Raw genomic sequence first — 13,293 nt, forward strand, 5'->3', positions numbered from 1 at the left:
ATCAATTTTCTGTTTTCAGCAAAAAGGCCGATGCATGCACCGGCCTTTCTTAAATAACGGGTGTCAGTCGCCTTACTCGGCGGCTTTGACTTCGGCGTTGCTGCGGATTGCAGCATCGCGAACGTCGGCAGCGACATGTTCTTCGAACTTCGCGAAGTTCTTTTCGAACAGGCTGGTCAGGTTCGCGGCGGCTTTGTCATAGGCAGCCTTGTCTGACCAGCTTTCACGCGGGTTAAGGACTTCGGCGGGGATGTCACCACACGCGGTCGGGTATGCCAGACCGAAATACGGGTCGGTCGCGAAGTCGGCATTTTCGAGTTCGCCATTGAGCGCCGCGTTCAGAAGGCCGCGGGTATAGGCGATTTTCATGCGCGAACCGACACCATACGCACCACCGGACCAGCCGGTATTGACCAGCCAGCAATTTGCCTGATGTTTTTCCATCAGTTCGCCAAGCAGCTTGGCATAAACCGACGGATGACGCGGCATGAACGGTGCGCCAAAGCAGGCGGAAAACGCCGCGGTCGGTTCCTTGACGCCTTTTTCGGTGCCAGCAACTTTTGCGGTGTAACCCGACAGGAAGTGGTACATCGCCTGTGCCGAGGTCAGCTTGGCGATCGGCGGCAGAACGCCAAACGCATCGCAGGTGAGCATGATGATGTTTTTCGGGTGACCACCACGACCGTTTTCCGATGCATTCGGGATGAATTCGATCGGATAGCTTGAGCGGGTATTTTCGGTGTGACGGGCATCGTCGAGGTCAAGCTCGCGCGATTGCTTATTCATCACAACGTTTTCCAGAACCGTCCCGAAGGTTTGGGTTGTGGCATAGATTTCCGGTTCTGCCTCTTTGGAAAGCTTGATCACCTTGGCGTAGCAGCCGCCTTCGAAGTTGAAGACGCCATCTTCGCCCCAGCCATGTTCATCGTCACCGATAAGCGTGCGTGATGCGTCGGCCGACAGGGTGGTTTTGCCGGTACCCGACAGACCAAAGAAGATCGCGGTGTCGCCGTCCTTGCCCATATTGGCCGAGCAATGCATCGGCATGACGCCTTTGGCCGGAAGAATATGGTTAAGAACAGAGAAGATCGATTTCTTCATTTCGCCGGCATACCAAGTGCCGCCGATGATCACCATTTTGCGTTCGAACGAAACGACGACGAATACTTCGGAACGGGTGCCGTCGACTTCCGGATCAGCCTGCAGGCCAGGAGCGTGCAGAACGGTGAATTCCGGTGCGAAGTCGCGAAGTTCTTCTTTCTGCGGCTGAATGAACATGTTGCGCGCAAAAAGATTGTGCCATGCATTTTCGTTGATCACGCGAACCGGCAGGCGGAAACGCGGATCCGAACCGGCATAGCAGTCCTGAACGAACAGTTCGGTGCCCTGGAAGTAAGCGCGCACTTTTTGATACAGGCGCTCGAACACTTCCGGGCTGACCGGGCGGTTAACGTCGCCCCAGTCGATGTCATTCTTGGTGCCTGCCTCTTCGACGATAAAGCGATCCAGAGGGGAACGTCCGGTATGCTCGCCTGTCAGCGCAACAAATGCGCCACCCTTGGCAATTTTGCCTTCCTGACGACGGATTGCATGTTCGTAGAGGCCGGCAGCGTCCAAATTCCAGTGAACGGCGCCAAGATTCTTGAGGCCATGGGTTTCAAGGCCTACACGGCTGACAACGGGTCCTGATTGCAGCACGGATCTCTCCTGGTGGGAATTGAGTCTGGGGGTTAATAGTCAATTCTACACAATCGGTATGTGGGTTAACCGTTTGCGTCGCGACATATTGTTACAAAGGTGTCTCAAAAGCAACCTGTCCTTTGGCTCAATACCAAGGAAAACGTAGACGTTTTTGCGTTTGCGAAAAGTCACCTTTCGAAAGTGATAATTAAATCTTCGTTGCCAAATTCAGGACACCTGACCGCGCGATTTTTTACACATTTCGACCAGAATATCGCGCGCTTCGCCGGGGCTGCGGATTGTTTCGGTGAAGTTGACCCGCAAAGGTCGGGAATCGGCAGAATTGCATTCCAAATCCATTCCATCGCAATCAATGGCGACCATTTTCCAACCGTCATTCTTATCCTGATCGGTGAAATATCCGACAATGTCGGCTATCGCATCGGCATGATCGGAATTCATTTGGAAAATGACTTCATCATGGCCATCAATCAGTGGTTGGCAGCCATCAATCACAAACTGGTTCCCCGTTAGTCGGCGCTGTTTGCCAAACCCGCCAACCCAGTAAACCGCCTCTACCGCAACGTGGTAAAAGTCAAAATCGGCGAAATCGGCATATTGGGCGGCATCGGGATGGGTTTGAAGGTAGCGTTGGCGTGTTTCCGGTGCGTGATCGGCAACGGCCCGGCCAAAGATCGTCAGTCTGGCATTATCCGTATCGATCCGCTCGCTTTGTCCGGCATCGATATTGCCGTCGGTGAAAAGAAGCGACAGACGCGGATCACGTCGTAAATGACGGGTATGATCCGCCAGATCGGAAATCAGCAGAATGGGGCTGCCATCAATATGGGCGGCAGGAACGACCATTGATGTCACCGGCCAGCCATCGCCAACCTGTTTATGATCGCAGGCGGTTGTGGCCATGACGGCATGTGTGGCACGTCTTGTCATGCGCCGGAGTTCTGCCGCGGCATTTCCGTTGTGGTGTGCAATGTCCGACATGCCGTGTGTCCCTTTGATGAACAGGGCTTTTATTTGGGGTTGGTTGTTGCCGTCCGCAATGTCTGGTCTGGCTGGGTTACAGGTCTTTGTCCCCGGTCGTGATCAGCGGTTCGGAAGTGGTCGAAAGACGCCGTTTGCGGACGGTTTCCAGCAGCCGTTTCTTGCTGCCGTCACTCATGCCCATCCATGCACCAATTTCGTCGCCCGTACGAAAGCATCCGGTGCAGTAGCCAGCGGCGGGGCCAAGAACGCAAACGCCAATGCAGGGGGATTTGACAGGCATGATTTTCCAAGCTGGTAACAGGATTGATTGCCTGCATAGAAAACACAAAGCCCGCCAGGATCAAGAGGGTAATAATCCGGCGGGCTTAGTTATGTGTGGTAATCTGGTGGGGATGAAAGCCCTAGAGGCGGTCAAACCAGTTGCGGACCTGACGGTCGGCCTCTTCGCGTTTAACGCCATAGGCTTCCTGAACCAAGCCAACCAGTTTTTCCTGCTGGCCTTCGATCTCATCAAGATCATCGTCGGTGAGGCGGCCCCATTCGCGCTTGACGTGACCACGCATCTGTTTCCAACGGCCTTCAATCTGGTCCCAATTCATCAGGTGTTCTCCTGTTTCTTTCGGGGTGTTTGCTCGTTCGGTCCGGAAATTTTATCTGCATGCCAATGGCATGCTGCTTTTCCGGTTGCCTGATCATAAAACGGCTCGGAGTGTTTTTTGTTCCACGATGCCCGGATTGCTTCCTCTGTCGGGGCAGGGTTGTGGCCCGCTGACTTGCCATATTCGCCTTTGAGGGGTATAGCCGAGCCAGTTTTTTCATTGGAGTGTGTGTGAGCGCACCATCGGCGTGCAGCACGGAGGACAATATGCGCGGATATTTCGGGATCGGGATCGAAGGGGCCAGCAAGCCTTTTAACGTGGGCACGCTGTTTCGTTCCGCTCATGCGTTTGGTGCCAGCTTTGCCTTTACGGTCGATGCGGATTTCCGTGATGAACGGGCCAATGTGGCCGACACATCACGTGCGTCCGAGCAGATGCCCTACTATCACTTCCCGGATCACGATCATCTGTTCCTGCCCGATGGATGCCGGATGGTTGGTGTCGAACTGACACCTGATGCGATTGAACTGCCAAGTTTCAAACACCCGTCGCGCGCGGCCTATATTCTTGGCCCGGAACGCGGAAATCTGTCGCAGGAAATGCAGGATCAGTGCGATTTCATCATCAAAATCCCGATGAGCTTCTGCGTGAATGTCGCTATTGCTGCCAATATCGTGATGTATGACCGCCTGATCAGTCTGGGCCGGTTCGCCCCGCGCCCGGTACGTGCTGGTGCGCCGACCGAACCAAAGCCGGAAGCCTTTTATGGCGGCTGGATTTCGCGCACGCGTGACAAACGCAAAGCCGATCCGGAAAAGTTTCGTCAGGCTCCGCCACCCGATTACAGTGTGATCGACGGGACGCTGGATGACGACGACGATTAAGGCATGAAATGAAGCAACGGCCGCGAGGGAGGGGCGCGGCCGTCGCATTTTCCTGACCCGGTTTCATCGACAGGGGGAGGTCGATGGCAGGGGGATGGGTCAGGTAATCCGGTCTATCGTATCGCTTCAGGCGGCTTGGACTGTTGCTTCATCACCATCGAAAATCTCAGCCTTTTCGGGCAGAATGCCGTGCGGGTTGCGAAGCAGGTTGGCAATCATCCGCATTCCGACATCGCCTTGCAGGGTCAGCAGGCTTTCGGGATGGAACTGCACCGCACTGATCGGCAGACTTTGGTGGCGTATTCCCATCACAACCCCGTCGCTGCTGCGCGCGGTGACCTTAAGATCGGCAGGCAGGCTCGCCAGATCGGCAAATAGCGAGTGATAGCGACCGACGACGATTTCATCGGGAAGGCCTTCAAACAACGGATCAGACGGGTCCAGTTTCACCTTAGACGGTTTGCCATGCATCGGTGTGTCGAGTTGACCAAGTGATCCACCAAAAAATTCGACAATCCCCTGTAAACCAAGACAAACACCAAATACCGGAAGCCCCGCGGCAAGCGCACGTTCAATGCTTTGGCGCAGACCATAATCATCGGGGCGCCCCGGACCCGGGGACAGGAACACCAGATCCGGTTTGAAATCATCAAACGCCTCATCCGGGAAACCGGGGCGGAGCGTTAATGTTTCGGCACCAGTCGCACGGATATAGCTGGCAAGGTTTTGAACAAAGCTGTCTTCGTGATCGATCAGAAGCACGCGTTTGCCAACGCCCGAAATGGTCGGATCAATGGTGGCTTCGTCCTTGGCATCGCGGGTGACTGCATCAATCATGGCCGATGCCTTCAACACGGTTTCTGCTTCTTCGGCGGCAGATTCACTATCAAACAGTAATGTCGCACCCGCGCGAACTTCGGCGACACCCTGTTTGAGGCGCACGGTGCGCAATGTCAGGCCGGTATTCAAGTCGCCATTGCACAGAACCGCGCCGATGGCCCCGCCATACCATGCCCGCGGGCTGCGCTCGACTGTTTCGATATGTTTCATGGCTGCCCGTTTGGGGGCACCGGTTACGGTAACCGCCCAGCAATGCGTCAGGAAAGCATCAAGTGCATCAAAGCCTTCGCGCAGGCGGCCTTCGACGTGATCGACCGTGTGGATCAGGCGGGAATACATTTCGATCTGGCGACGGCCAAGAATACGGATGCTGCCGGGTTTGCAGACGCGTGCCTTGTCGTTGCGATCAACATCGGTGCACATTGTCAGTTCGGCTTCTTCCTTGGCCGAATTCAGAAGGGTTCGGATATTTTCCGCATCCTCGATCGCGTCGCGACCGCGCGCGATGGTGCCCGAAATCGGGCAGGTTTCAATACGCTGACCGGTGACGCGGACATACATTTCCGGCGATGCCCCGATCAGATGTTCACCATCCCCCAGATTGATCAGGAAACCATAAGGTGCCGGGTTGCGGCGTTTAAGGCGGCGGAAGATTGCCGACGGGGCAGTTTTGCATTCGGTCCGGAAGACGCGGCTTGGCACGACCTCAAACAGTTCACCGCGCGCAAATCGTGGCTTGGTATCATCGACGACGGCTGCGTATTCGCCGTCTTTCATATCATTTTCTACGATGCCGTTTGCACCATGTGATGGCGGGTGATCCTGGGCAATGCGATCTAGCCCGGCGGTACTATGGCCATCTGGTGCAATGAATTCATATTCAAAAAGGGTCGCGACCTTGGACGCATGATCGACCGTGATCATCTGGTCGGGTAGATAAAGATGGACATCCTTGTGATCACTGCTGCGGTTCTGGGTCAGTGCAATTTGTTCGAAATGAAGGGCGATGTCGTAGCCAAAGGCACCGTATAGACCCAAACGTTCCTCGCCCTTGTGGGCGAACAGATCGCGAATGGCCCGGACAACGGAAAACAGGCTGGGTTGTTGACTGCGTTCTTCTTCGGGGAACCAGGCGGCTGCTTTGCCGACATAGCCGTAAAGCCCGTCATCGCCCTTGGTCAGGCCTTCGATATGGGCATGATCGGCAAGGGCGTTTTCAATCACCGGCAAAAGCACCCGGCCGCGATCATTAAGCGCACGGATTGCAAAGCCGCGTTCGCGTCCGGTGATTTCCAGCGGTGGTTTGGCAAAGCCCATGTCCCAGCGCGAATAGCGACCCGGAAACTCGTAGCTTGAAGACAGCAAAACACCCTTGGTCCGATCAAGCGCGTCGATCAGGCTTTCGGTGGCATTTTCATAGGTGATTTCTGTCTGGCGGCGAATAACGGCGATGCCGCCATCCGTTGTATATCGATATTCGCTACTGGTTTCAGAAGTCGGGTTGGTCACGTCAAATACTCCGTTTGCGGGGCGCTGCCGCAGGAGCAATGTGACTTTTCAGCAAATAGGGAGAAGGTCTGAAAACACAAAGCCGCCTGCGAGGATCAGGCGGCCGGTTGTTTCAGGGCATGATAATTGGCCGCCCGCTTATGCGGACCACCACCAACGATTGGAAATAAGGATTGGGTTCATGCCGTGTGTTTTCATGTTTCAAACTATGATCAGCGATCAGGCGGGCGTCAAGCATTTTGATCAGACGATTATTCGCCCGGTTCGGAAACTTCGAAACGAAGCGGTTTATGGCAATGTGGACAGGACAAAAGATCGTCTTCGTGATTATGATGAATGTCGCGGATGTCGGATATGATGGACTGGGCCTGTTCATCGCTGATGCCAAGTTCGTCCTGATGGGATCGCAGCCTTTTTCGCACGGCCTCGGTCAGGCGTTTTCCCGAAAGCTGATGGGCAGCTTGTTGGCGATAGGCCTCTTCGCGGCGGCGCAGTTCACTGGAAAAGGCGGATGCCAGAATGCCGGCAGGCACCGCGACGATGCCGATACCCGTTAGTGAAATCAGACTTGCGATGATTTTACCGAGTGCTGTGATTGGTACGACATCCCCGTAACCGACGGTGGCAAGGGTGATAACGCTCCAGTAAAGGGCACTGGGCAGGTTGCCAAATGCGTCAGGTTGGGCTTCGTGTTCAGCAAGATAAATGGCGCCGGCGCTGAAAACCAGCATGCAGGCCAGCGCTGCGCTTGCGGCACCAAAGATGCCCATCTGCTGACGAAACACCATCAGCATCAGTTCAAGGCCGGTAGAATAGCGGGTGAACTTCAAAAGCCGAAGCAGACGGACAATGCGGATGAACCGCAGATCAATCGACGTGAAAAACAGCAAGAAGACCGGGAGGATCGCAATCAGATCAACCATTGCCATCGGTCGCAGCATATAACGCAAACGCCCCCATTTTCCGGAAAATTCCGGGTTATCGGGGGCCGACCATACGCGCAAGACATATTCAACTGTGAAAATCGCCGTGCAGATCAGCTCAATGACCAGAAACAGTATAAAAAACTGTTCGGCCAATTCATGAACGGTGTCGAGAATGACGCAGATAACATTGATCACGATCAGCGAAGCAAGGATCAGATGTACCGTCAATGACACCCGTGATTGACGGTCGACCCCATGCAGCAAATTCTGAACTTTTGATCGAAGCGTTCTTTCCATTTGACCCCATACGCTAACGGGGCACCAAACACCGCCCGCGATCGTCCGATAATTGCGGGGATCGCTTCAGAAATGGTTAAAGAGGATGCTGATACAGCGCGGTCGGGTACTAGTAACCCTTTGCCGCGCGAATGAAATCGGCAATCTTGCGCGCGTCTTTCACGCCTTTGGTCTTTTCAACGCCAGACGATACATCAACCCATGGTGCACCGGAAATGCGTACCGCATCGGTGACATTATCAGGGTCAAGCCCACCGGCGAGCATCCAGCTGCTTTTGAAACTGCGCCCGGTCAGAAGTGTCCAGTCAAAGCTGACGGCGTTGCCGCCGGGTAGAATGCTTTCTTTGGGCGGTTTGGCATCAAAAAGCAGAAAATCGGCGACGCCATCGAAGTTTGCCGCAGCGGCATCAATGTCATCGGACGTACTGACCGAAACGGCCTTCATGACGCGCAGACCGAATTTTTCTTTTACTTCTGCGACCCGTTCCGGGCTTTCCTTGCCATGCATCTGGATCACGTCAAGGCGACCGGCCTTGATCGCGTTTTCAAGGGCTTCGTCACCAGCTTCAACGAACAGGCCAACCTTAAGGATGCTGTCTGGTACGCGCTCGGTCAAAGTAGTGGCGCCGTTAAGCGATATGTGACGCGGGCTTGGTGGAAAAAAGACATAGCCCAAGGCATCAGCACCGGCACTCATCGCGGCCATTGCGGCGTCTTCGCTATTGATTCCACAGATTTTGACCATGCAGCTCATCGGAGTGTCCTGTCTTGTAGCCAATTCAAACTTCCGTCCAAGTCATTTGGTCCTAGCAGAAAGTGATCCCGACCAACAGGATATTTGCGAATTTAAGTGGCTTTCCACTGGCGAGATGGCGGTTGCTGCGCTATTTTCCCGGCCATGAACAAGCACACAGGCCCAGCCGGGGGCGAAAACGGCGAAAAGACAACCCATTTCGGTTTTCGGGATGTTCCGGAAAGCCAGAAGGCATCCATGGTGCGGGAGGTTTTCGATACCGTCGCGTCCAAATATGACTTGATGAACGATCTGATGAGCGGCGGTGTACACCGTTTGTGGAAAGATACGTTCATCAACGAGCTGAAGCCGCGTCCGGGCATGAAGCTGCTGGACGTTGCCGGTGGCACGGGGGACATTGCATTCCGGTTCCTGAAGAATGGTGGCGGCTCTGTCACGGTGTGCGACATTAACTATGAAATGCTGCATGTCGGTCGTGATCGCGCGGTGGATCACGGGTTGCTGAAAAACATCAACTGGACTGTTGGCGATGCGCAGAAACTGCCACTGCCCGATCATTCGGTTGATGCCTATACCATTGCTTTTGGCATTCGGAACGTGACGCGGATTACCGAAGCCCTTTCCGAAGCCTATCGTGTGCTCCGACCGGGTGGAAAATTCCAGTGTCTAGAGTTTTCCAAGGTGGTGGTGCCGGGGTTTGATAAACTTTACGACACATACTCCTTCAAGCTTTTGCCTGAAATCGGTCGCTTCATTGCCGGGAATCGCGAAGCATATCAGTATCTGGCCGAAAGCATCCGTCAGTTCCCCGATCAGGAAACTTTTGCATCCATGATCCGCGATGCCGGGTTCGAACGGGTGAAATATCGCAATCTTTCCGGTGGTATTGCCGCCATTCATTCCGGCTGGCGGGTATAGGTGGCGACTGAATGATACGGTTCGTTCGCAACAGCTTTCGACTGCTTGGAATGGCTAGGACTTTGGCGCGTCATGATGCGCTGTTTCCACTTGCCCTTGTGCCGGGTGGAAAGGTTCTGGCGTTTTTTGCCCGACTGACAGCACCATTTTCACGTCGATCCGATTTGCGGCCGGGGCGCCGGTTGGCCCGTGCGCTTGAAGAATTGGGCCCCGCATTCATCAAACTTGGCCAGACACTGGCCACGCGTGCCGATCTGATCGGGGATGATGTTGCGGCTGATTTATCAAGCCTGCAGGATAGATTGCCGCCATTTTCGGCCAAGATTGCCAAGCGGATCATTACCGAACAGCTTGACGGGCCTTTTGAAACCCTTTTTTCCGAGTTTGATGATACGCCTGTTGCGGCGGCATCCATCGCACAGGTACATTTTGCCACCACGTCCGATGGGCGAGAAGTTGCCGTCAAGGTGCTGCGCCCGGATATCAAGACGCGCTTTGCCCGTGACCTTGATCTGTTTTACTGGGTGGCGGAGATTGCCGAACTGACGCAACCGCGCTTGCGTCGTCTCAAACCGGTTGAAACCATCAAGACGCTGGAAGACAGCGTGCATCTTGAAATGGATTTGCGGTTTGAAGCATCGGCAGCATCCGAGTTCCGCGACAATTTCGAGGCTGATCCGACTTATTATGTGCCGCAGATCGATTGGGAACGGACGGCGGAACATGTGATCACCATGGAACGGGTCAAAGGTGTTCGCATCGACAATGTCGAGGCCCTGGATCGCATGGGTGTTGATCGCTCTGCCCTTCTGGCGAAGGCGGCGGGGGCATTTTTCCAACAGGTTTTCCGTGACGGCTTCTTCCACGCCGATATGCATCCGGGCAACCTGTTTGTCGACGAAACCGGTAAGGTCAGCATCGTTGATTTCGGTATCATGGGGCGTGTTGACCGTCAGACGCGCCTGTACCTCGCAGAAATGCTTCTTGGCTTTCTGACGCGTGATTATCGCCGTGTCGCCGAGGTGCATTTCGAAGCGGGATATGTCCCACGTAACCAGTCGCTTGAAAATTTCCAGCAGGCGTGCCGTTCCATCGGCGAGCCGATTCTGGGCAAGGAACTGGCCGATATTTCGGTCGGGCGCCTGTTGGGGCAGCTTTTCCAGATTACCGAAACCTTCGGGATGGAAACCCAGCCGCAGCTTCTGATGTTGCAGAAAACCATGATTGTCGCCGAGGGGCTTTCCCGTATTTTAAGCCCGAACGAGAATATGTGGGAATTGTCGCGTCCGCTGATTGAGGAATGGATGCGTGAAAACCTTGGCCCGGAAGCAAAGATTGCCGAAGCCACCCGACAGGCAGGGACCATGTTACGCCGGTTGCCGCGCGTTCTTGAGGCTGCCGAACAGGCATCGGCTGTCTTTACCGATCAGGGGTTGCGCCTGCATCCTGATACGGTTGCAGCGATGCGTGGCCGGTCAAACGGGCAGCGCAGTTCCGGTGGAGTTTCCAAGCAATCCATCCTGCTTTGGGTCGCGATTGCAGCACTTGCAGTCGCCCTGTTCGTCAAATAGAGGACGGCAATGAGCGAAATTGAGATCAGTTGTGATCGCGGTCGGCTGGACCTTGGATATTGCTATGATTTCATTGCCAATTCTTATTGGTCGCGGGGCAGGTCGCGCGGCGAGTTTGACCGTTCGGTTGAAATGTCGGTACCGGTTGGTGCCTATTGTGACGGGCGGCAGGTTGGTTTTGCCCGCGTCGTGACCGACTTCATCGCCATTGCCTATATCGCCGATGTGTTTGTTGACCCCGATTACCGTCGTCGGGGCATTGCATCCATGATGCTTGATGCCCTGCATGCTCATCCCGATATTGCGCGGGTCAAACGATGGATGCTGGCGACACATGATATGCAACCGGTTTATCGCCTTCATGGATATGAAGACCTGAATGAAACGATCATGATGCGGCTTGATGCAGAATCCGATGATCGGGAACCTTTGCTCTAGGTATGATTAAACCCGACATCTTTTAAAAGAAACGCCGCCACGGTCAGACCGGGCGGCGTTTTTGTTTCCGGCAATCTCGCAATCAGCTGGTGCGGACTTCATCAAGGAAGTTGCCGACCTCGCTGCGCAGCGTTCCTGATTGCGCGCCAAGTTTTTCGGAGGCATCAAGTACCTGTCGGGCGGCATCGCCGGTCTGGCGGGCCGCAGACTGCATTTCATGGATATGGCTTGTGACTTCCTGCGTACTCTGGACCGCCTGCTGCACGGAGTGTGAGATTTCGGACGTCGCCTGTCCCTGTTCCTGAACTGCGGCGGCAACCTCGGATGCGATTTCGTTCAGATTGGCGATGATGCTGGTGATGCCATCAATTGCACCAACAGCTTCCTGGGTCGATCCCTGAATGCCGGAAATCTGGGCTGAAATATCCTCGGTCGCGCGTGCTGTCTGATTGGCAAGGTTTTTGACCTCGTTGGCCACCACGGCAAAGCCTTTGCCCGCGTCACCGGCACGTGCGGCTTCGATCGTGGCGTTCAGCGCCAGAAGGTTGGTCTGTTCGGCAATGGCCTGAATGATCTGGACCACTTCGCCGACTTTCTGTGCTGAAACATCAAGCCCCTGAACCATTTCATTGACCCGATTGGCTTCGGTGCTGGCGTTGGCGGTAATGTTTGACGTGTCATTTACACGCGCACTGATATCGCGGATTGAAACAGATAGCTGTTCGGCAGCACTGGCAACCGTTTCGACGCTATGATTGGCCTGCTCAACTGCGGCAACCACTGCCTGCGAACCGGATTCGTTCTGATGAACGGCCGCAACCATTGTCTGGGCGACTTGCTGCATTTCGCTTGATGCGCCCGATACACCGTCGACAACACCCATGACGGTCTGTTCGAAACGACCGGCAAGGCCGTTCATTGCCTCTCGCCGTTTTATTTCTGCGCGCTCGCGTTCCTGTTCGCGTTCCCGATCAAGTTGGGCAACTCGGTTGGCATTTTCCTTGAATACTTCGACCGAGGCCGCCATCTGGCCAATTTCATCGGTGCGATGAACGCCAGGGATGTGAATCTCGCGATTGCCATCAGCAAGGGCCGCCATGGCACCATTGATTTTAACAAGCGGAGTAATGATCTGATTGCGCAGGACAAACCAGGTGCTGCCCAGAAGGACGGCAAGGATTGCCGCCGCAAGGGCCAACTGGATGATGACGGCCTGTTTTACCTCGGCATTTACGCGCTCCAGGCTCCATGCGGTCAGCAGCATGCCGCGATATTGATCTTCGTCCCGGCGTTTGGAATATTTGGTAATCGGCGCAGCAACAATGACCGCATCGTCAGAGATGAAGCTGACAACTTCCTTGTTTTCAAGCCGCTCCAGATAAGGTTCGGCAAGTGCAGCCAGATCGTGTTCGGGAAGGTTTTCGGATTGATAGGTCGCAATGGGTTCGCCGTCCGGATTGGCTGCCACCAGCGATGCCAGCTGTGATCCTTTCTTGTCGGTGATCTTGCGAAATTCTTTTTCGACCGAGTTGCCGTCCATGGCAATAAAGCCCGGTTGCACGGCTGTTGACAGCATTTCGGTTTTTTCGACCGACTCATTATACATGATTTCGATCATCGCATCGCGTTGCGAAACCGTCTGGATCGTCATCATTGCGCCGAAGCCGACAATCAACAATGCAACCACAACCAGAATAACTTTGCGTCCGACAGAGCCGCCGGATCGTTTGGTTTCGGCCATTTAAGGTCTCCCGTCCTTTGAAGCCTGATGAATTTTTGTTTCCTCGAAATCCTCTCGTCTGCCAGCGATCATTTGAGGCTGTCGTGGCATGAACGATCAGGATTGGTATCGTTCCGGCTGTCATCCGAATG

12 protein-coding genes are annotated in these 13,293 nt (G+C 54.7%); 4 read left to right on the plus strand and 8 right to left on the minus strand.

Annotated elements, in window-relative coordinates:
* Positions 1-72: 72 nt before the first annotated feature.
* The 4 genes from P8T57_RS10215 to P8T57_RS10230 all read right to left on the minus strand — a co-directional run bounded on the left by P8T57_RS10215 (position 73) and on the right by P8T57_RS10230 (position 3,284).
* Entirely contained in the window at positions 73-1,698 is a 1,626-nt protein-coding gene (locus tag P8T57_RS10215; RefSeq protein WP_341363029.1) for a phosphoenolpyruvate carboxykinase, read from the minus strand.
* A 210-nt stretch (positions 1,699-1,908) separates the two neighbouring features.
* Positions 1,909-2,682 (minus strand): DUF2470 domain-containing protein, encoded by a 774-nt coding sequence (locus tag P8T57_RS10220; protein ID WP_114095595.1) that lies wholly within the window; start codon positions 2,680-2,682, stop codon positions 1,909-1,911.
* A 76-nt stretch (positions 2,683-2,758) separates the two neighbouring features.
* Positions 2,759-2,965, minus strand: a complete 207-nt coding sequence (locus P8T57_RS10225) for a DUF1289 domain-containing protein (protein ID WP_114095594.1) — start codon at positions 2,963-2,965, stop codon at positions 2,759-2,761.
* A 121-nt stretch (positions 2,966-3,086) separates the two neighbouring features.
* Positions 3,087-3,284, minus strand: a complete 198-nt coding sequence (locus P8T57_RS10230; RefSeq protein ID WP_037989411.1) for a CsbD family protein — start codon at positions 3,282-3,284, stop codon at positions 3,087-3,089.
* Positions 3,285-3,514: 230 nt separating this feature from the next.
* Here P8T57_RS10230 and P8T57_RS10235 point away from each other — a divergent pair, with 230 nt between their 5' ends.
* A complete protein-coding gene (locus P8T57_RS10235; RefSeq protein WP_230729497.1) occupies positions 3,515-4,168 on the plus strand; it encodes an RNA methyltransferase in 654 nt (217 codons plus the stop codon).
* Between the two features lie 126 nt (positions 4,169-4,294).
* Here P8T57_RS10235 and P8T57_RS10240 read toward each other — a convergent pair whose 3' ends face one another.
* The 3 genes from P8T57_RS10240 to P8T57_RS10250 form a co-directional block, all read right to left on the minus strand.
* A complete protein-coding gene (locus tag P8T57_RS10240) occupies positions 4,295-6,517 on the minus strand; it encodes an anthranilate synthase component I (RefSeq protein ID WP_341363030.1) in 2,223 nt (740 codons plus the stop codon).
* Between the two features lie 251 nt (positions 6,518-6,768).
* The gene (locus P8T57_RS10245; RefSeq protein WP_007091846.1) at positions 6,769-7,740 is read right to left on the minus strand and encodes an ion transporter; all 972 of its coding nucleotides are present in this window, start codon (positions 7,738-7,740) and stop codon (positions 6,769-6,771) included.
* Positions 7,741-7,849: 109 nt separating this feature from the next.
* Entirely contained in the window at positions 7,850-8,494 is a 645-nt protein-coding gene (locus tag P8T57_RS10250; protein ID WP_007091847.1) for a phosphoribosylanthranilate isomerase, read from the minus strand.
* Between the two features lie 144 nt (positions 8,495-8,638).
* Between P8T57_RS10250 and ubiE the strand changes: the two genes are divergently transcribed.
* The 3 genes from ubiE to P8T57_RS10265 are packed head-to-tail and all read left to right on the plus strand — an operon-like array spanning position 8,639 to position 11,421.
* A complete protein-coding gene (gene ubiE / locus P8T57_RS10255; protein ID WP_341363031.1) occupies positions 8,639-9,412 on the plus strand; it encodes a bifunctional demethylmenaquinone methyltransferase/2-methoxy-6-polyprenyl-1,4-benzoquinol methylase UbiE in 774 nt (257 codons plus the stop codon).
* An 11-nt stretch (positions 9,413-9,423) separates the two neighbouring features.
* Positions 9,424-10,983 carry a 2-polyprenylphenol 6-hydroxylase gene (gene ubiB, locus P8T57_RS10260; RefSeq protein WP_037989415.1) on the plus strand — a complete coding sequence of 520 codons (1,560 nt, stop codon included), beginning with the start codon at positions 9,424-9,426 and terminating at the stop codon, positions 10,981-10,983.
* Positions 10,984-10,992: 9 nt separating this feature from the next.
* On the plus strand, positions 10,993-11,421 hold the full coding sequence (locus P8T57_RS10265) for a GNAT family N-acetyltransferase (RefSeq protein ID WP_007091850.1): 429 nt from the start codon (positions 10,993-10,995) through the stop codon (positions 11,419-11,421).
* An 82-nt stretch (positions 11,422-11,503) separates the two neighbouring features.
* On the opposite strand, the gene P8T57_RS10270 is transcribed toward P8T57_RS10265, so the two are convergent.
* Complete coding sequence (locus P8T57_RS10270; RefSeq protein ID WP_341363032.1) at positions 11,504-13,162, minus strand: HAMP domain-containing methyl-accepting chemotaxis protein; 1,659 nt, start codon at positions 13,160-13,162, stop codon at positions 11,504-11,506.
* Positions 13,163-13,293 lie beyond the last annotated feature (131 nt).

It is taken from the genome of Thalassospira sp. SN3W, assembly GCF_038070535.1.
Taxonomy (GTDB): domain Bacteria; phylum Pseudomonadota; class Alphaproteobacteria; order Rhodospirillales; family Thalassospiraceae; genus Thalassospira; species Thalassospira xiamenensis.